This window comes from Streptococcus sp. 116-D4 (assembly GCF_009731465.1).
Lineage (GTDB): Bacteria > Bacillota > Bacilli > Lactobacillales > Streptococcaceae > Streptococcus > Streptococcus pseudopneumoniae_E.
In genome coordinates, this window is sequence record NZ_AP021887.1 from 346,196 (window position 1) to 365,033 (window position 18,838).

The window sequence follows — 18,838 nt, forward strand, 5'->3', positions numbered from 1 at the left end:
GCCTCTGTTTTTCGGTAAAAAGGGCCTAAACCTGATTTATTTAGGGTTTGTTTCATCAATATAAAAGAAAGGAATTGAACCCGACCTAAATCCAGGTTTGATTCAAAAAATCAATAGAAAGGAACAAGGGTGTTCAGGGAATTGAACACGGGTTTCCAAATTTCTTACTCAATATAAAAGAAAGGAATTGAACCCGACCTAAATTCTCGGAAAAAAGATAAATCTGCCTAGGAGCATCGCTCCAGCGTCAGATTTTCTATTTTTCAGTCGAATTTTACGGTCTTGGTATCTTGTATGAATAATACTGAATTTTATGATCGTCTGGGGGTGTCAAAAAACGCTTCGGCAGACGAGATCAAAAAGGCTTATCGTAAGCTTTCAAAGAAATACCACCCAGATATCAACAAGGAGCCTGGTGCTGAGGAAAAGTACAAGGAAGTTCAAGAAGCTTATGAGACCTTGAGTGATGACCAGAAGCGTGCTGCCTATGACCAATATGGTGCTGCGGGTGCCAATGGTGGCTTTGGTGGTGCTGGTGGTTTTGGCGGATTTGACGGAGCAGGTGGCTTCGGTGGTTTTGAAGATATCTTCTCAAGTTTTTTCGGAGGAGGCGGAGCTTCGCGCAATCCAAACGCTCCTCGTCAAGGAGATGACCTCCAGTATCGTGTGAATTTGACTTTTGAAGAAGCCATCTTCGGAACGGAAAAAGAAGTCAAATACAACCGTGAAGCAAGCTGTAGTACATGTAATGGCTCTGGTGCTAAGCCAGGAACAAGTCCAGTCACTTGTGGACGCTGTCATGGCGCTGGTGTCATTAACGTCGATACGCAGACTCCGCTTGGTATGATGCGTCGTCAAGTAACCTGTGATGTCTGTCATGGTCGCGGAAAAGAAATCAAAGATCCATGTACAACCTGTCACGGAACAGGGCATGAAAAACAAGCCCATAGCGTACATGTCAAAATTCCTGCTGGTGTGGAAACAGGTCAACAAATTCGCTTAGCTGGTCAAGGTGAAGCTGGCTTTAACGGTGGACCTTATGGCGACTTGTATGTAGTAGTTTCTGTGGAAGCTAGCGACAAGTTTGAACGTGAAGGAACCACTATCTTCTACAATCTCAACCTCAACTTTGTCCAAGCAGCTCTTGGCGACACAGTAGATATCCCAACTGTTCACGGTGATGTTGAATTGGTTATTCCAGAGGGAACTCAGACTGGTAAGAAATTCCGTCTACGTGGCAAGGGAGCACCGAGCCTTCGTGGTGGTGCAGTTGGTGACCAATACGTTACTGTTAATGTCGTAACACCGACAGGATTGAACGACCGCCAAAAAGCAGCCTTGAAAGAATTTGCTGCTGCTGGTGATTTAAAAGTCAATCCAAAGAAAAAAGGTTTCTTTGACCATATTAAAGATGCCTTTGAAGGAGAATAAACAAAAAGAGCCGAGTGGCTCTTTTTGTTTATAGATTTTTTAAGACGTTCCTTAAGTAATGACGGACGGTAGTGACCTTCTTTGAAGTCCCATATCTAAACTTTGAGCCTAGGTCTCAAAGTTTCTGAACACTTAAAACTAAGCTGTTTCAGATATTTTCATTAAGGCGAAAAGTCTGGGAGAGTCTTTAATTTAGTTATGAAACGGTGAATGATACTCTTCAAAAATCTCTCCAAACCACGTCAGCGTCGGCTTGTCGTAGATATATGTAACTGACTTGGTCAGTCTTATCTACAACCTCAAAGCAGTGCTTTGAGCTGACTTGGTCAGTTCTATCCACAACCTCAAAACGGTGTTTTGAGCAGCCTGTGTCTAGCTTTCTAGTTTGCTCTTTGATTTTTATTGAGTATGAGTTTTCTAAATTATGATGTATAGTTGATGGGATATAACTTGTTTACCTTTTAAAAAAGAGCCGAGTGGCTCTTTTTACTTATCTTCAGGTTCCTGTGTTTCTTTGATGACAGCTAGATTAGTCTGGATATCTTTTTCCAAGACCTTAAACTTGTAAGTCAAGTCTTCTTGGTATTTCTTGATGAGTTCTTTTTGCTGGTCGATGATTTGCAGGCTGTTTTGGATAATATCCACATCATCCTTGATAGCTTGAACGCGGTCAGTGGTATTCAAGACTTCATCTGTGATGGTTTGGCGATTTTTTGTAACCAGATAACTTCCGGCTGCAGCTCCCGCAAATAGCAGTAGATTGGATAATTTCATAGCAACTCCTTATGCGTTTTTGATGGTTTCAGCGACTTGAGCAAGTTTGTCAAAGTCTGGTTCGTGGGCGATAAAATCAATCTTGAGGTCATCGTCCGCACTGTAGCGAGGCACGAGGTGAACGTGGGTATGAAAGACGGTTTGACCAGCGATTTCTTCACAGTTGGCAATGATATTCATGCCAGCAGCCTTGGTAGCTTTCATGACTTTTTGAGCTACTTTTGGTACTTGGGCAAAGAGTTGGCTGGCGCTAGTAGCATCCATTTCTAAAAGATTGCGATAGTGTTCTTTGGGTACGACCAAGGTATGTCCTGGTGTCACTTGAGAGATATCAAGAAAGGCAAGAACCTGCTCATCTTCATATACTTTTGAAGCAGGAATTTCCCCTGCGATGATTTTACAAAAAATGCAATCTGACATAAAATCTACCTCTACTGTATTGAATTTTGATATAATATAGCTACATTATACCAGATTTGGAGAAAATATGTTAGAAATTAAAAACCTGACAGGTGGCTATGTTCATGTTCCTGTCTTGAAAGATGTGTCCTTTACCGTTGAAAGTGGGCAGTTAGTCGGTTTGATTGGCCTCAATGGTGCTGGGAAATCAACGACTATTAATGAGATTATCGGTCTGTTGACACCTTATAGTGGCTCCATCAATATCAATGGACTTACTCTTCAAGAAGATGCAACTAGCTACCGCAAGCAAATTGGCTACATTCCTGAGACACCTAGTCTGTATGAGGAATTGACCCTCAGAGAGCATATCGAAACGGTTGCTATGGCTTATGGTATTGAGCAGAAAGTGGCTTTTGATCGAGTAGAGCCCTTGTTAAAAATGTTCCGTCTGGACCAGAAATTGGACTGGTTCCCTGTTCATTTTTCAAAAGGGATGAAGCAAAAGGTCATGATTATCTGTGCTTTTGTGGTGGATCCAAGTCTTTTCATCGTGGATGAGCCTTTCCTTGGTCTGGATCCGTTGGCTATTGCAGACTTGATTCAGCTTTTGGAAGTGGAAAAGCAAAAGGGCAAGTCCATTCTCATGAGTACTCACGTGCTGGATTCGGCGGAGAAGATGTGTGATGCCTTTGTCATTCTCCACAAGGGTGAGGTGCGTGCTAAGGGAAATCTCCTGCAACTGCGCGAAGCCTTTGACATGCCTGAGGCTAGTTTGAATGATATTTACTTGGCTCTGACCAAAGAGGAGGAGCTATGAAAGACTTGTTTTTAAAGAGAAAGCAGGCTTTTCGTAAGGAGTGTCTTGGTTATCTGCGCTATGTTCTCAATGACCACTTTGTCTTGTTCCTGCTTGTCCTGCTGGGCTTTTTAGCCTACCAGTACAGTCAACTCTTACAACATTTTCCTGAAAATCATTGGCCTATCCTTTTGTTTGTAGGAATTACCTCTGTTTTACTGTTGCTTTGGGGTGGAATTGCCACCTATATGGAGGCTCCAGACAAGCTCTTTCTCTTGGTTGGAGAAGAGAAAATCAAATTCCATCTCAAGCGTCAAACTGGCATTTCTCTAGCCTTTTGGCTCTTTGTCCAGACCCTTTTCTTGCTATTATTTGCGCCTTTATTTTTAGTAATGGGCTATGGCTTGCCTGTTTTTCTGGTCTATGTGCTTTTATTGGGAGTAGGTAAATATTTCCTCTTTCGTCAAAAGGCCAGCAAATTTTTCACGGAAACTGGACTGGACTGGGACTATGTCATTTCCCAAGAAAGCAAGCGTAAGCAAGTCTTGCTTCGTTTCTTTGCCCTCTTTACGCAGGTAAAGGGAATTTCAAACAGCGTCAAGCGTCGTGCCTATCTGGACTTTATCCTAAAGGTTGTTCAGAAGGTGCCTGGGAAGATTTGGCAAAATCTCTATCTGCGTTCTTATCTGCGAAATGGAGACCTCTTTGCCCTCAGTCTCCGTCTGCTCTTACTTTCCTTGCTGGCGCAGGTCTTTATCGAGCAAGCTTGGATTGCGACAGCAGTGGTAGTTCTCTTTAACTACCTCTTGCTCTTCCAGTTGCTGGCCCTCTATCACGCCTTTGACTACCAGTATTTGACCCAACTCTTTCCACTGGACAAGGGGCAAAAGGAAAAAGGCTTGCAGGCGGTAGTTCGAGGATTGACCAGTTTTGTTTTACTTGTGGAATTAGTTGTTGGGTTGATTACCTTCAAAGAAAAACTAGCCCTTCTAGCCTTACTGGGAGCTGGTTTGGTTTTACTAGTCTTGTACTTACCTTATCAGGTCAAACGTCAGATGCAGGACTAACATTGCTTATATGACACTAAAAAAGAAGTTGAGTTCAGTTTGTCTCAGCTTCTTTTTAGTTACTACAGGATAATGGTTGGTCCGTAGAGACACAACTTTGTCTTGACCTGGTCAAAGTGGAAGCGGTCATAAGCCCGCCAAGCAGCGCGAGTAGGAGCATCTGGATCAAGAGTGCTAAGTCCCATGAGAAGACTGGAAGTCTGGTAAAATTTTTCCAATTCGATCAAGACTCGATTGTCCACTGTCTCAGCCTTGGCTAGAAAACCAAGAATAGAGTTTAATTGCTCCTGAAAGTGGACGTCGTCAGCGCTTGCCTGTTTGCATGCCTGATAGGCTTTGTTTAAGTCCGTAATCAAAGTCTGAGCTCTTTTGATAGGGTTTGTATCTGTCATGAGAATTCCTCCTTTAATCTAGGTACAGTCTTGGTTCTAGTAACTGTGTTTTGATACTGTCAGTTTATCACTTTTCTCTCCTTTTTCAGCTTCAAATCTTTAATTGTCATTGAAATTTCCTGAATGGTACTGTTAAGATTTTATGATAAAATAGTTGTAAGTTCATCATAATCTTGTAGAAAAATAATCCTTTTAGGAGTTTTCAAAGACTGTTTAGGATTGGGTGGGCTTGTGCTAGACTTTTTCTGTTATTCTTTTCTTAGGAGGAGAATCCAATGAAACATATGATTATTCAGACACAGAAAACAGTCTATAAAGTAAACGTCGACGATATCTACTATATCCAAACACATCCAACTAAAGCCCATACCGTGCAGATTGTTACAGAAGAAGCTAGTTTTAATATGGTTCAAAATTTAAGTAATCTTGAGAACCAATATGGGGAAACCTTGATGAGATGTCATCGAAATTGTTTGGTCAATCTTGATAAAGTAAAATCGATTGATTTTCAAGAAAGAATCCTTTTTCTTGGAGAAGAAGGTCAATACGCTGTCAAGTATGCCAGACGTCGCTATAGAGAAATTCGTCAAAAATGGTTGAAAGAAGGAGAGTAAGAAGATGAGAATATTTGTTTTAGAAGATGATTTTTCCCAACAAGCTAGAATTGAAACGACGATTGAGAAACTTTTGAAAGAACATCATATCACTCCCAGCTCTTTTGAGGTCTTTGGCAAGCCAGACCAACTGCTGGAAGAGGTGCATGAGAAGGGCGCCCATCAGCTATTCTTTTTGGATATTGAGATTCGAAATGAGGAGATGAAAGGGCTAGAAGTGGCTAGAAAGATTCGGGATCGGGATCCGTATGCCCTAATCGTCTTTGTGACGACTCACTCGGAGTTTATGCCCCTGTCCTTTCGCTACCAAGTGTCAGCTTTGGACTACATTGATAAGGCCCTTTCGGCAGAGGAATTTGAATCTCGTATCGAGACAGCCCTCCTCTATGCCAATAGTCAAGACAGTAAAAGTCTGGCGGAAGATTGTTTTTACTTTAAATCAAAATTTGCCCAATTCCAGTATCCTTTTAAAGAGGTTTACTATCTCGAAACGTCTTCTAAATCTCATCATGTCATTCTCTATACCGAGACGGACAGACTGGAATTTACAGCGAGTTTAGAGGAGATTCTCAAGCAGGAGCCTCGTCTCCTGCAGTGCCATCGCTCTTTTCTCATCAATCCTGCCAATGTGATACATTTGGATAAGAAAGAAAAACTCCTTTTCTTCCCCAATGGGAGAAGTTGCCTAATCGCGCGTTATAAGGTCAGGGAAGTGTCTGAGGCTATCAATAACTTACACTTAGTGAGGTGATGGAATGGAAATAGTTTGGAAAATAGTTTATACATTTTTGGTATCTGGATTGGAGTTGTTTATATTTTTTAAGGTAGATGGAATTGGTCTCACTTTTGAGAGGATTTTTAAGGCCTTTCTTTTTAAGATACTGTTGGCCTTTGTTTTTGTAACAATTAACTATATAGTAGGAAATGATTACCTATCTTATTTTACGGAACCATTGTACGGTATCGGCTTATCTTTCTTATTGTTTAGAGGGCTTCCTAAAAAACTCCTTATCTTTTATGGTCTCTTTCCAATGATATTGGTAAATCTCTTTTATAGAGGTGTTTCCTATTTTTTGCTTCCGTTTTTAGAGCAAGGGCAACTATATAATGACTACTCATTTACTTGGTTATGTATAATAATTTTCAATTTCTTCATTTCTCTAGCCTTTTTGAGATGGTTAGACTATGATTTCACTAGCTTGAGAAAGGAGATTCTAGATAAAGGTTTTCAAAAGTCCCTGACTAAGATTAACTGGATAATGGGGGCTTACTATCTAGTGATGCAAAGTCTGTCTTATTTTGAATATGTACAAGGTATTCAATCAAAGACTGTTCGCCATCTGATTCTAGTGTTTTACTTGCTCTTTTTTATGGGTGTTATCAAGAAGCTGGATACCTATTTGAAGGAAAAACTTCAGGAAAAACTGAACCAAGAGCAGATCTTGCGCTATAGAGATATGGAACGCTATAGTCGGCATATAGAGGAGCTTTATAAGGAAGTGCGGAGCTTTCGACATGACTACACCAACCTCTTAACCAGTTTACGTCTGGGTATTGAAGAGGAGGATATGGAGCAGATAAAAGAGATTTACGACTCTGTTTTAAAGGATTCTAGTCAGAAATTGCAGGACAATAAATATGACCTGGGCAGATTGGTGAATATTCGTGACCGTGCCCTCAAAAGTCTCCTCGCGGGGAAATTTCTAAAAGCCATAGATAAGAAGATTATCTTTAATGTCGAAGTTCCTGAGGAGATTCAGGTAGAGGAGATGAGCCTGCTTGATTTTCTGACTATTGTGTCTATCCTTTGTGACAACGCTATTGAAGCTAGTATAGAGGCTAGTCAACCTCATGTTTCAATCGCTTTTTTTAAAAATGGAGAACAGGAGACCTTTATCATTGAAAACTCCATCAAAGAAGAGAGCATAGATATTTCTGAAATCTTCTCCTTTGGAGCAAGTTCTAAAGGGGAGGAGAGAGGAGTCGGTCTCTATACCGTTATGAAAATTGTGGAAAGTCATCCCAATACCAGTCTAAATACCACCTGTCAAGATCAAGTCTTTCGTCAGGTGCTTACTATGATACATACAGAATGATGAAAAAATAAGACCGAGAGTGCTTTCTCTTGGTCTTGTTTTTTTATAGTTGTATTGGTTGATGAAGTCCTTGTGTGATGTGAAGAGGATATATACGAATGTTATATAAAAGTTCTTCCCACAATCCTCCACCTGTAATTTGGTTGAGTTCGGTAGTTGTTAGTTCTTGAAATGAAGTTAGGTTTTGATTCTTATCCATGTTACAATTCTCCTTTTTGATAAGATAATAAATAGTTATAGAGTGTTATCTGAAAATTAATCAGAATGGGTTAAAATTTTATCTTTGAAATAATCAAAATATGTTTTCTTTGCAGTTACACTAGTGACGCGACCTTGTAAGCCATATTGGATGAGTTTACTATCCTCATTAGATAGTTTTGCAAGAGCGGTTAGTTTAAAGAGATTTCCTTGCTCTGTTCTGGTAGGAGTTTGATCAATTGTCTGAAGTTGGCCGATGATGGTAATGCCGTGATTTCCAATCTTCTCCAGTTTTAATCTTACAGTTTGTCCTTTATCTAGTAGAGGTAGATAGTCAGAAGATACGTAGTAAGTGATTAGTACTTCTCTTGTATCTGTGATGACAGGGAATATTTGAGCAATTTCTGTACCAGTTGGAATTCTATTTTTACCTTCAAATTCGCTGTTCAGATGAACGATACCTTTACTTGGAGCGGTTAAGGTATTGTTTTCTAAGCGCTGTGTCGCTTGATCTAGTTGTACTTTTAATTCTGTTAATTGATTTTCCACGGTTAGTTGTTGCTGAGAAGCTGTCTGTAAAAATTGAGTACGAAGTACTTCAATTTTGGTCGCTAAACTATTGTCATAAGTTGCTACACTTCCGATACCAGCTTGCTGAATTTTGAGGCTTGCGATAGATGATTCCAGACCTGCAATACTTTGATTAATTTGAGATAAAAATGGCTCTTCTGCAGTTCCTTGTGTTTGTCCTTGTGAGGCTACAAGATAACGATTCAAAATTGACTGGTGCGGATTGTCAGTTGGTAAGCGTGCTCTGTTATTTATGATAGCATCTCTCAGCTCTTGATATTCTCCAATTTGTTGTTGAACTTTTGTAATTTCTTGTTCGATGGCTGATGAACTGCTATTGGCAAGATTGGCTTGATTTGAAACTTCAGTGTTAGTCTTTGAGATACCTAACTCAATATCATGAGCTTGTTTAGTAAAATTCATAAAGGTATTATGGTAGCCAAACTCATCCTCATCAGAAAAAAGATCAGTAGCTTTTTCTAAGCTTTGTTTCAAAATTCCAAGTCCTTCTTTTTGCTTCTCAAGTCTTTGTAATTGAGTTTCTAAGGCAGTTTTCTGACTTTCTTCCATTGTTTCAGAGTATTTGATGAGTAACTCACCTTTTTCAACTACTTGATTTGCCACTAAATGATTAGCAAGGATAGGATTATCACTTGTTGACTGAATGGATGCAATGACACTTGTAGGGGTGATTTCCCCTTGGGAAGTAACAGTAATTTCTTTTGTGGCAACAAGGGAGAAAATCAAGATGAAAGTAAATAGTAATGAAAGAGGTATAATTAATACTGTCGCATAGTTATGGTAACGTCTCTGATAAAACTCGACGCTTCTAAAAAGATTAGGATTCATGACATTCTCCTTATTTATTGAATAGATGATGGTAGAAGCCTTGCGCCTGCATTAACTCTTGGTGACTACCAACTTCAATGATTTTCCCCTGATCAAGAACAATGACACGGTTAGTTCGTTCGGCTATACTGAGACGATGGGCTACAAAGAGAATGGTTTTATTAGTTAGAGACATAAGATTATCTATAACTTTTTTCTCAGTCAAGACATCAAGACCGCTAGTAGCTTCATCTAGTATTAGAACAGGAGCTTTAGTTAAAAGAGCACGAGCGAGGGCTATTCGTTGCTTTTGTCCTCCTGATAGACCAGCTCCATCAGAGAGCTGAGTTTGATAGCCCATAGGCATTCTTTCAATGTCTTGACGGATTTCAGCTAATTCACAAGCTCTTAGAATATCTTCTTGGCTAATCATATGATTACCACCCAAGGTTAAATTTTCCAATATAGATCCATTAAAGATATAGGCTTGTTGAGGTAGGTAATTAATATGACGGCGCAAGACTTTTTTATCAATGTTTTTAATATCCTGATGATTGATGGAAATATGTCCTTTGTAGGGTTCAAAGAAATTGACAATCATTTTGGCTAAAGTTGTTTTACCAGAACCACTGACTCCAACTAGGCTAACCTTATCTCCTTGTTTAATCGTGAGATTAATATCTGTTAAGGTATCTCGTCCAAAACCATACTTATAAGAAAGGTCATCAAATTCAATATCGCCCATCAAAAAATGTGAATGAACAGGGTTTTCTTGAACTTTAAATTCAGATTCGACTAGATAGACTTCGTTCAAACGGTTATTAGCGACCTTCGCAGATTGGAGTTTGGTTTGGAGGTTGATAATATTTTCCATAGGAGTTGTAAAGTAAGAAAGAAGTGTGTTAAAAGTAATCAGTTGACCGATAGAAATCTTATTAGACATGACTAATTGAGCGCCAAACCATAGGATAAGGATATTCAGAACTAATTTTGTTCCCTGTTTTAAACTCGTTTGTAAAATAGAATACTTACTGAGCTTAAAGGATTTTTCCAAATAATCTACAAATTCACTGTCTATATTTTGATAGCGATTTTCTTCACTCGTGAGCGACTTTATAGTTTCAATCCCGTTGATATCTTCGATAATGGCAGAGCTAACCATAGAATTACTTTGCATGACATCATGGTTCATTTTTTCGAAAGGCTTCATAAAAGAAAAGATGATGAACATGTATATAGGAATGGAAATAAGAGAAAGAAGGAAGAGATTAGGGTTTTGTGCCAGTAAGACGCCTCCTACAAGAATCAGAATAGAAACATCCAGAAAAAGAGAAAGAATGGTAGAAGCCAAGGCATCTATAATAGAGTTAGCATCTGTGAACCGTGAAATGATTTCTCCTGTACGACGTGTCGCAAAGAAAGACATAGGAAGTTCAAAAATATGGCGAATATAGGATAAAATCACATCAATACTTAATCTCTGACTCAGAACAGTTAGGAGATAATCTCTGGAGAAGCCCATGACTTGTTGGAGGATATAGGTAATAACCAGACCAACTGAGATGATTCCTAAAGTTGATTTCATCTGATTTGGAATGTATTCATCCAAGATTCCTTGGAGATAATAAGAACCACCGATATTGATAATAGTGACCAATAAGCTTGAGAGAACGATGTAAGCAATGAGAGATTTTTGTTTGAAAATCAGAGGAAGGAAGCTTAGTAGACCATTCTTTTTATCTTTATGGGGTTGATAGCTAGGTTTGGGAGCTAGAAAAATAGCTACTCCAGTCCATTCAGAGAAAAAGCGTTCTTTTGACATTTTAGTGATTTTTACAGAAGGGTCAGGATCACCAATAATCAGATAGTCTTTCTTTGTTTGATAGACAACATAGTAATGTTGGAGTTTTCCTTCTTTGTTAACGTGAACGATAAATGGATAGGGGACATCACTCATGTCAAAGAGAGTTTTATCTGCTTGAACAGGTCTTGTTTCAAATCCTATTTCATTTGCGGCTTTTACAATGCCAAGAGCAGTCGTCCCTTCTTTATTGGTCTTTGCAAGTTCTCTCAAGTGAGCTAGAGAAAAATCTGAACCATAGAATTTAGCAATCGAGGCTAAGGCAGCGACACCACAGTCTCTCGCATCTATTTGAGGAACAAATGTACGTTTATAAGAAGTCATTGGCAAGTCCTTTCATATAGTAGATAGATATATTATGCCATAATAATAAGTTCATATTTTATAAAATCTTGAATAGTCATTGAAATTTCCTGAATGGTAAAAAAGTGATTAGAAACTGTCTTTTTTTAAAAAATTTAGAGGTGATTTCAAATAAAAAAGCTAATTCAAGGCGTTTCGATGACAATTCAAGATTTAGATAAGAAAATTTTAAAAACAGTGCTATACTTAAACTGTCAAGGTTGCAACAGGACAAAAATTAAAAATAAAAAAGGAGTATTTGTCATGGATACAAAAATGATGTCACAATTTTCTGTTATGGATAATGAAATGCTTGCTTGCGTTGAAGGTGGAGATATTGATTGGGGAAGAACAATTGCTTGTGGAGCAGGGATTGCGTATGGCGCACTTGATGGGTATGCAACAACTTATGGTTCGACATTTCTATTGGGACCATATGCTATAGGAACAGGTGCAATTGGTGCTGTACTAGGTGGAATTGGTGGTGCACTTACCTGTTAGCATAGGAAAGGAGATAGTAATGAAAAAAATATTTGCAACAAAACACAATGTTTTCTTAGTGAGGTTGTTGTTCGGACAGATACCTTTGGTTGTTTCTACTTATCTATTTCTATCTCGTCAGTTTTTAAATTTTTCCTTGGTTTTCCAATTTCTTTTAGTGGTTATTAACTTGGCTTCTATTTTGGTCACTGTTTACCTCACTAGGGAAATGAGGATAAGAGAGTTTGAAGATGATGATTTGGTAAGTCCTAGAACCAATCAACTTATGTTCATTGGTTTGACAGGTTTTATGTCTATTATTTGTTTGTATAGAGGTATCACAGCAGGAGAATTCTACCAACAAATAATCGCTTATATTGGTGCTGTTCTCTGCTTAATCATCATGCTTCTGCTCATTTGGGGCTTGAAGTATTATAAAAAGTAGAGCTTAATGAAGTATAAAAGAAAAGGGTAAGTGTTTTCGCAATACTTACCTTTTATAATGAAGTTTTTGCAATTCAAGATGTTTCGATGACCATTTAAGATTTATATGAATTTGTAATCTTAAATAAGGTAAGATAAAGATAACAAATGTAAAGGAGTATTCTTATGAAGAATCAAAAGATAAAATCGCTATTACTTGTACCACTTGTATTTGCATCTATTATTACGGGTGTTGTATATGCAGAAGAACATCCTACTACTTCATCTATCCAGGCGAATGATAGTTCTCTTGTGGCACCAGATTTGCCATCGGCTAAGGAAAAGGTGGAGCATAAACCTTCTGTTGTAACCCCAGAAGAGTATGAGAAGAATGTTACGGACTTTAAAAAGATAGATATTGAAGCTGTACGTCAATCTTTTACAGAGGATCAATTGGAACATACTATTTATTTTGGTAGAAAAACTTGCTCTCATTGTCGTCAATTTTCTCCTGAATTGAAAGAATTTAATAACTTGATTGAAAAGAAGTTAGAGTATTATGATTTGGACGGTAAGGATTTTGATGGGGAAGCGAGAGAGTTTCTATTTAAAAAAGTCGGTATTCCAGGAACACCAACAATTTTGTATTTAAAAAATGGACATCCGATATCTGGATGGGTTGGTGGCGGAGCAACTGCACAGCAGGTGTATGATTATATGTACGCTAGAAACTCACCTAAGCAAACGGAGACAGTGAAATCTTATGAGGAAACAGTAACTGAAAGTGTCCGTGATGAGAAAACCAGAAATGACAGCATGAGTATTAGTGATAAAGTTGTAAGCGACAGCAAAGGTATGAGTGATGAAAAAAGAACCGAAATGAAAATATCCAATGATAATCCCAATTCTAATAGCGAAAATAGTGGGAAAGTGGAGAGTACAAACTCAACTTCTAAAGCTAAAACTACTCAATCTGGCAATTTAGCAATGTTAGACAATAAGAATCAATTGGAAACTCCCAAACCTATTTTTGATGTTGCTCAAGAAAATAAAACTCCTTCAACTGATGTTAAGGGGACTGATTATGTAAGCAAATCTATTACTTCGAATGAAAAATTATTACCGAAAACAGGAGAGGAAGAAAGTTACCAACTGCTTCGGCTGGCTGTCGCGTTTTTTATGGCTTCTATAATGATTAAAGTGAAACAAAAAATTCATAAATAAAAATAGTGGTAAACAGGTGAAATGATACTCTTTGTTTGTAATAACATATAGCTAGAATTTGCCTATAGACAAGAGTGAGAAGATAGGTGTATTTATTTTATATATAAAAGATTATAATTGTATATGAAGTGGACTGAATGGTAAAAGGTCAAGTATTGCCGAAATGCTTTCTTTTTCAATTCTTTTAACGCCTCAAGATGTTATGGTGACTATTTATGATTTGGATGGAAAAAATTAATAAACGATGATATACTAAACTTGTCAAAGTTGCAACAGGGCAAAAATTAAAAATAAAAAGAAGTATTTGTCATGGGTGCAAAAATGATGGAACAATTTGAAATTATGGATACTGAAATGCTTGATCATATAGAGGGTGGGGATGTATCTGATATTTATAGAGGGCACGCTTATCAGGAAGGTCCATTTGGTGCTTACCCTTCTATATTAAAAAATTCAGGTCCTTTTCCAGTAAGTGGGTCCTGCCCGCGTGGTTATCATGACCGTGGTTATATAGGAGAAGGTTTTCATTTATGTGGAATATAGGCTGAAATATAAGAAATGAGGAAGGATTTCTATGAAAAAGTATCAACTTCTATTCAAAATAAGTGCAGTCTTCTCTTACTTATTTTTCGTATTTGGTCTTTCTAAGCTGACGCTTATCGTCCAAAATTATTGGCAATTTTCTTCCCAGATTGGCAATTTCGTCTGGATTCAAAATATCTTGAGTTTACTATTTAGTGGAGTCATGATTTGGATTCTGGTTAAGACAGGCCATGGTTATCTCTTTCGCATTCCAAGAAAAAAATGGCTTTGGTATTCGATTTTGATAGTATTAATGGTAGTGCTCCAGATCTCTTTTAACGTTCAGATAGCTAAACATGTTCAGTCAACTGCTGAAGGTTGGGCTGTATTGATCGGTTATAGTGGGACCAACTTTGCTGAGCTAGGTATCTATGTAACCCTGTTTTTCCTGACTCCACTAATGGAAGAGTTGATTTATAGGGGATTACTTCAACACGCCTTCTTTAAGCATTCGCGATTTGGCCTCGATTTGCTTCTTCCTTCCATTTTGTTTGCTCTTCCTCATTTTTCAAGTCTGCCTAGTCTGTTAGATATTTTCATTTTTACAACATTTGGCATCATCTTTGCTAGTTTGACCCGCTATACCAAGAGTATTTATCCATCCTATGCGGTACATGTGATTAATAATATTTTCGCAACATTACCATTTTTGCTCACTTTTCTACATAGGGTCTTGGGGTAAAAAAATAAAAGGCTTGCTTTTCAGCCATAGAGGAGGTCATCATGTATAAACACTTATTTTTCCTAGATTCCAAAACCTTAGACTGGTTGACACCTTATATTCTAGTCTTGGCTTCTGACACCATTGCCTTTAATGTTTTTGTGCTAACCTTTGTATATGCGGTGGTCTTTAATTCCCTAAATTCCATGCTAGCTTTAATGGCTATCTTCTTAGGGGCTGGCTATGTGGTCGGATTTTGGTTACGAATACTCAATGAAAATCAAAGAGCAAACTAGGAAACTAGCCGCAGGCTGTACTTAAGTACGGCAAGGCGACGTTGACGTGGTTTGAAGAGATTTTCGAAGAGTATAAAATGGTTTGTTTTGGAAAGGTTAGAGCTAAAGGATGACGTGTAGGAAAGTCTGCTGAGGAGGATAATTTTATGGAGTTTTTTGATAAATTTCATGCCTTGTGCTTTGGATTTTTAGTACTAATAATCGTCATTACAGTTCCTTATACGATTAACCATGGGGATTTTTTTCAAAATGAGCCTGCACTGATGATTGTAAGTCTTCTAGTAACCTCTCTGAGTGTTGCTTATGCTAGAAAGTTTGAAATGATTTCTTTTGGGATGTTAAGCAGGAAACAACTTTTACTTTTCATTGCAATCTTTCTTCTAAGTGTGCTTGAGATGCTGGTTTATATTCATTTCTTCGCTATTTCTTCTGGCGCGGGAGTTCAACACTTGGCGGAAGTCAGCAGAGGAATTTCTCTGTCTTTGATTTTGACTTCCTCAGTTTTTGGCCCCATCCAGGAGGAACTCATTTTCAGAGGACTTCTTCAGGGGGCTATATTTGACAATTCTTGGTTAGGGCTTGTGCTAACTTCCTCTATCTTTTCTTTCATGCATGGACCTTCTAATGTTTCTTCGTTTATTTTTTATCTACTTGGGGGCTTGTTGCTGGGCTTTGCTTATAAAAAGAGTCAAAACTTATGGGTTTCTACTCTAGTTCACATGTTTTACAATGCTTGGCCACTCTTAACTTATTTCTAAAAATTATGAAAAGGTAAGCAGAAGATGGTGCTTGCCTTTTTCTTTCTAGAATCCTAGCCCAAGCCAATCCAGATGCCTTTCTTTGAGAATCGGGTGTGGAGCGGTTGACGAATAGACCAAAAACTAGTAGAATAGTAAGGAAACTTTATACGGAGGAAAGAAATGGATTTGGGTGATAATGAGCTAATACTGACTCCCATACCTGGGAAAAGTGGCAAGGCTTATATGGGTAGCTATCCTGATGGGAAGCGCATCTTTGTAAAAATGAACACCTCTCCAATCCTACCTGGTCTAGCTAGAGAACAAATTGCTCCACAATTATTATGGAGTCGCCGTTTGGCAGATGGTCGTGATATGAGTGCTCAAGAATGGTTGACAGGCAAGATATTGACCCCCTATGATATGAATCGTAAACAAATCGTCAATATTTTAACCCGTCTTCATCGCTCACGTCCGTTGATGACACAGTTGAGTCGTTTGGGATATGTCATGGAAACACCTGTAGATTTACTACAGTCTTGGCAGGAAACGGCTCCAGATGCTTTGCGTAAAAATCATTTTATCAGTGAAGTGATGGCTGATTTACGTCAGACTATTCCAGGATTTAGAGAGGACTATGCGACCATTGTCCATGGAGATGTACGACATAGTAATTGGATTGAGACAGACAGTGGCTTGATTTATTTGGTGGATTGGGACTCGGTTCGCTTGACCGACCGCATGTTTGATGTGGCCCATATGCTCTGCCATTATATTCCAGAACATCAGTGGAAGGAATGGTTGACCTACTACGGTTACAAGTATAATCAAACGGTATTAAATAAATTGTACTGGTATGCTCAATTATCTTATTTGAGCCAGATTTCCAAGTATTATATGAACCAAGATTTAGAAAATGTCAATCGGGAGATCCATGGCTTGCGTCACTTCCGAGACAAGTATGGAAAGAGAAGATGAGAGTTAGAAATCGTAAAGGGGCAACAGCATTACTAGAGGCAAATCCCCAGTATGTGGTCCTCAATCCCTTGGAAGCCAAGGGGAAATGGCGGGACTTGTTCGGAAACGACAATCCCATTCATGTGGAGGTTGGAAGTGGAAAGGGTGCCTTTGTTTCAGGTATGGCCAAGCAAAATCCTGACATCAACTATATCGGGATTGATATTCAAAAGTCTGTTTTGAGCTACGCTTTGGACAAGGTGCTTGAAGTTGGAGTGCCTAATATCAAGCTACTGTGGGTGGATGGTTCTGATTTGACAGACTACTTTGAAGACGGTGAGATTGATCGCTTGTATCTGAACTTTTCAGATCCATGGCCGAAAAAACGCCATGAAAAGCGTCGTTTGACTTACAAGACCTTTTTGTATACCTTCAAGCGTATCTTGCCTGAAAATGGAGAAATTCATTTCAAGACAGATAACCGTGGCTTGTTTGAGTACAGCCTAGTGAGCTTTTCTCAATATGGCATGAAGCTCAATGGTGTCTGGCTTGATTTACATGCCAGTGATTTTGAAGGCAATGTCATGACAGAATACGAGCAAAAATTCTCCAACAAGGGGCAAGTTATCTATCGAGTTGAGGCTCAGTTTTAATCTAAAGAGATGTGAAAAACTGTTTCGCACTTAAAAAGTTAAACAAATCATATATTCTAAGGATTTAGTTCTGTATTGCGCAGGATTAGGTCCTTTTAGTTTGATTTCAAAACAGGTGGTTTTTGCTAAGAGTGTATTTGCGGCCAGATAAGTGGTATAATGGAAAGGTTATGAGAAATAGTATAAATCCTCTTGTATTCTATCTTTTCTTTTTTCTTGTCATACTTGGTTTGATTTTTTCTGATTATCAACAACAGAGACAAGTAGAGGTGCAGGTAGAAAAAGAGGTTCAAGTAGAAAAAACTGAAACAACTATTGAAACTAGTGAAGGAGAGAAAAATAAGGTTATCGAAGACAGATTAGCCACGATGACCTTGGAAGAGAAAGTAGGACAATTATTTTGGGCTAGAGTTCCTTCTAATCATCAGATAGAAGATCTTCGATCCTATCATTTGTCTGGTTATATCTTATTTGGCAGAGATTTTGAGGGTCGAAGCATAGAGGATATAAAGGCTTTGACAAAGAGCTACCAAGCTGCTGCAAAAATTCCTTTGTTGATTGGTTCAGATGAAGAGGGAGGGACAGTGACTCGTATCAGTTCGATTTTAGAAACTCCTTTTCAATCTCCAATGGCACTTTATCAGCAAGGGGGATGGAGGCGGTGCTTTCTGATACGAAGGAAAAGGCAGAGCTGTAAAATCTGTTGGCATCAATGCTGGCCTTTTCCCCGTTGCGGATCTTGCAAGGAATCAATCAGCCTTCATTTATGATCGAACGATTGGACAAGATGCCTCAACAACTGCAAGCTATGTTCAGCAGGTTGTAGAAGAACTTAAAAAGAGCAAGATTGGGTCAACCTTGAAACATTTTCCAGGATATGGCGATAATGGAGATAGTCATACCGCTATTATCCAAGACAACCGTTCTCTGGATGAATTAAGACAAGTTGATTTTCTTCCCTTTCAAGCTGGGATAGATGCAGGGGCAGATAGCATCTTAGTCTCTCACAATATCCTATCTAAAATTGACACGGTGCCATCATCTATCTCACCGAAAATCACGGACCTTCTTCGTAAGGAACTGCATTTCAAAGGTGTCATTCTGACAGATGATTTTGATATGGCAGGATTAGCCGATTTTGTCAGTCAGGAAGAAGCTGCTTTTCAAGTGATTGTAGCTGGAAATGATTTGATCCTAGGGTCTTCCTATCAAACTCAGATTCCTTATCTATTAAAGAAAATTTCCTCTGGAGAGTTGACAGAAGAGCGTATTGATGAGTCTGTCAGACGCATTTTAAATTGGAAATACGACTTGGGCTTATTAGGAGCGTCTCAGTAAGTCTTTTAAGCCCAGACAAAAAGCTTCAAGGTCAAATCCTTGCAGGTTGGCTTGATTTGTGTTATAATTATAACAAGAATATGAGAAAGTGAGGCGGGGAAATATCTTCGCCTCTT

21 protein-coding genes and 1 pseudogene are annotated in these 18,838 nt (G+C 38.5%); 16 read left to right on the forward strand and 6 right to left on the reverse strand.

Annotated features, from left to right (window positions below; genetic code table 11):
* The first annotated feature begins 294 nt into the window (after positions 1-294).
* Positions 295-1,431 carry a molecular chaperone DnaJ gene (gene dnaJ / locus UKS_RS01765; protein ID WP_156011561.1) on the forward strand — a complete coding sequence of 379 codons (1,137 nt, stop codon included), beginning with the start codon at positions 295-297 and terminating at the stop codon, positions 1,429-1,431.
* 486 nt (positions 1,432-1,917) lie between these two features.
* On the opposite strand, the gene UKS_RS01770 is transcribed toward dnaJ, so the two are convergent.
* Together UKS_RS01770 and UKS_RS01775 are read right to left on the reverse strand one after the other, a co-directional pair.
* Positions 1,918-2,205 (reverse strand): hypothetical protein, encoded by a 288-nt coding sequence (locus UKS_RS01770; protein WP_156011563.1) that lies wholly within the window; start codon positions 2,203-2,205, stop codon positions 1,918-1,920.
* Positions 2,206-2,214: 9 nt separating this feature from the next.
* Complete coding sequence (locus tag UKS_RS01775; RefSeq protein ID WP_001278317.1) at positions 2,215-2,625, reverse strand: HIT family protein; 411 nt, start codon at positions 2,623-2,625, stop codon at positions 2,215-2,217.
* A gap of 67 nt (positions 2,626-2,692) precedes the next feature.
* Between UKS_RS01775 and UKS_RS01780 the strand changes: the two genes are divergently transcribed.
* Positions 2,693-3,424, forward strand: coding sequence for an ABC transporter ATP-binding protein (locus UKS_RS01780; protein WP_000889954.1), 732 nt, complete (start codon positions 2,693-2,695; stop codon positions 3,422-3,424).
* Positions 3,421-4,470: an ABC transporter permease gene (locus tag UKS_RS01785; RefSeq protein ID WP_156011565.1), complete on the forward strand. Its 1,050-nt coding sequence runs from the start codon at positions 3,421-3,423 to the stop codon at positions 4,468-4,470. Before UKS_RS01780 ends, UKS_RS01785 begins: the two co-directional genes overlap by 4 nt.
* Before the next feature lie 62 nt (positions 4,471-4,532).
* Here the strand turns inward: UKS_RS01785 and UKS_RS01790 are convergent, their stop codons facing one another.
* Complete coding sequence (locus UKS_RS01790) at positions 4,533-4,862, reverse strand: helicase BlpT (RefSeq protein ID WP_156011567.1); 330 nt, start codon at positions 4,860-4,862, stop codon at positions 4,533-4,535.
* 275 nt (positions 4,863-5,137) lie between these two features.
* Here UKS_RS01790 and UKS_RS01795 point away from each other — a divergent pair, with 275 nt between their 5' ends.
* The 3 genes from UKS_RS01795 to UKS_RS01805 are packed head-to-tail and all read left to right on the forward strand — an operon-like array spanning position 5,138 to position 7,572.
* Positions 5,138-5,476: a LytTR family DNA-binding domain-containing protein gene (locus tag UKS_RS01795; RefSeq protein WP_033684769.1), complete on the forward strand. Its 339-nt coding sequence runs from the start codon at positions 5,138-5,140 to the stop codon at positions 5,474-5,476.
* A gap of 4 nt (positions 5,477-5,480) precedes the next feature.
* The gene (locus tag UKS_RS01800; RefSeq protein ID WP_064276246.1) at positions 5,481-6,227 is read left to right on the forward strand and encodes a response regulator transcription factor; all 747 of its coding nucleotides are present in this window, start codon (positions 5,481-5,483) and stop codon (positions 6,225-6,227) included.
* Positions 6,228-6,231: 4 nt separating this feature from the next.
* Positions 6,232-7,572 carry a sensor histidine kinase gene (locus UKS_RS01805; protein ID WP_156011569.1) on the forward strand — a complete coding sequence of 447 codons (1,341 nt, stop codon included), beginning with the start codon at positions 6,232-6,234 and terminating at the stop codon, positions 7,570-7,572.
* A 43-nt stretch (positions 7,573-7,615) separates the two neighbouring features.
* Here UKS_RS01805 and blpC read toward each other — a convergent pair whose 3' ends face one another.
* Genes blpC through blpA form a run of 3 tightly spaced genes read right to left on the reverse strand, consistent with a single transcriptional unit; the run spans position 7,616 to position 11,353 of the window.
* Positions 7,616-7,771, reverse strand: coding sequence for a quorum-sensing system pheromone BlpC (blpC, locus tag UKS_RS01810; RefSeq protein ID WP_064276248.1), 156 nt, complete (start codon positions 7,769-7,771; stop codon positions 7,616-7,618).
* Positions 7,772-7,827: 56 nt separating this feature from the next.
* Entirely contained in the window at positions 7,828-9,189 is a 1,362-nt protein-coding gene (blpB, locus tag UKS_RS01815; protein WP_156011571.1) for a peptide export ABC transport accessory protein BlpB, read from the reverse strand.
* 10 nt (positions 9,190-9,199) lie between these two features.
* On the reverse strand, positions 9,200-11,353 hold the full coding sequence (gene blpA, locus UKS_RS01820; RefSeq protein ID WP_156011573.1) for a peptide cleavage/export ABC transporter BlpA: 2,154 nt from the start codon (positions 11,351-11,353) through the stop codon (positions 9,200-9,202).
* Positions 11,354-11,635: 282 nt separating this feature from the next.
* Between blpA and UKS_RS01825 the strand changes: the two genes are divergently transcribed.
* The 10 genes and pseudogenes from UKS_RS01825 to UKS_RS01870 all read left to right on the forward strand — a co-directional run bounded on the left by UKS_RS01825 (position 11,636) and on the right by UKS_RS01870 (position 18,722).
* Positions 11,636-11,872: a Blp family class II bacteriocin gene (locus UKS_RS01825; protein WP_033684811.1), complete on the forward strand. Its 237-nt coding sequence runs from the start codon at positions 11,636-11,638 to the stop codon at positions 11,870-11,872.
* Between the two features lie 19 nt (positions 11,873-11,891).
* A complete protein-coding gene (locus UKS_RS01830; RefSeq protein ID WP_156011574.1) occupies positions 11,892-12,296 on the forward strand; it encodes an immunity protein in 405 nt (134 codons plus the stop codon).
* A 164-nt stretch (positions 12,297-12,460) separates the two neighbouring features.
* Positions 12,461-13,498: a thioredoxin domain-containing protein gene (locus UKS_RS01835; RefSeq protein WP_156011576.1), complete on the forward strand. Its 1,038-nt coding sequence runs from the start codon at positions 12,461-12,463 to the stop codon at positions 13,496-13,498.
* A gap of 309 nt (positions 13,499-13,807) precedes the next feature.
* Entirely contained in the window at positions 13,808-14,041 is a 234-nt protein-coding gene (locus UKS_RS01840; RefSeq protein WP_156011578.1) for a bacteriocin class II family protein, read from the forward strand.
* Positions 14,042-14,072: 31 nt separating this feature from the next.
* Complete coding sequence (locus UKS_RS01845; protein WP_156011580.1) at positions 14,073-14,762, forward strand: CPBP family intramembrane glutamic endopeptidase; 690 nt, start codon at positions 14,073-14,075, stop codon at positions 14,760-14,762.
* A gap of 41 nt (positions 14,763-14,803) precedes the next feature.
* On the forward strand, positions 14,804-15,037 hold the full coding sequence (gene blpZ / locus UKS_RS01850; RefSeq protein WP_156011582.1) for an immunity protein BlpZ: 234 nt from the start codon (positions 14,804-14,806) through the stop codon (positions 15,035-15,037).
* Between the two features lie 146 nt (positions 15,038-15,183).
* Entirely contained in the window at positions 15,184-15,795 is a 612-nt protein-coding gene (locus tag UKS_RS01855) for a CPBP family intramembrane glutamic endopeptidase (RefSeq protein ID WP_156011584.1), read from the forward strand.
* 162 nt (positions 15,796-15,957) lie between these two features.
* Positions 15,958-16,752, forward strand: coding sequence for a cell cycle regulator CcrZ (ccrZ, locus tag UKS_RS01860; RefSeq protein ID WP_049494967.1), 795 nt, complete (start codon positions 15,958-15,960; stop codon positions 16,750-16,752).
* The gene (gene trmB, locus UKS_RS01865; RefSeq protein ID WP_156011585.1) at positions 16,749-17,384 is read left to right on the forward strand and encodes a tRNA (guanosine(46)-N7)-methyltransferase TrmB; all 636 of its coding nucleotides are present in this window, start codon (positions 16,749-16,751) and stop codon (positions 17,382-17,384) included. The genes ccrZ and trmB overlap by 4 nt, the downstream gene beginning before the upstream one ends.
* Before the next feature lie 170 nt (positions 17,385-17,554).
* Positions 17,555-18,722, forward strand: a pseudogene (locus tag UKS_RS01870) (glycoside hydrolase family 3 protein).
* The last annotated feature ends 116 nt before the right edge of the window (positions 18,723-18,838 follow it).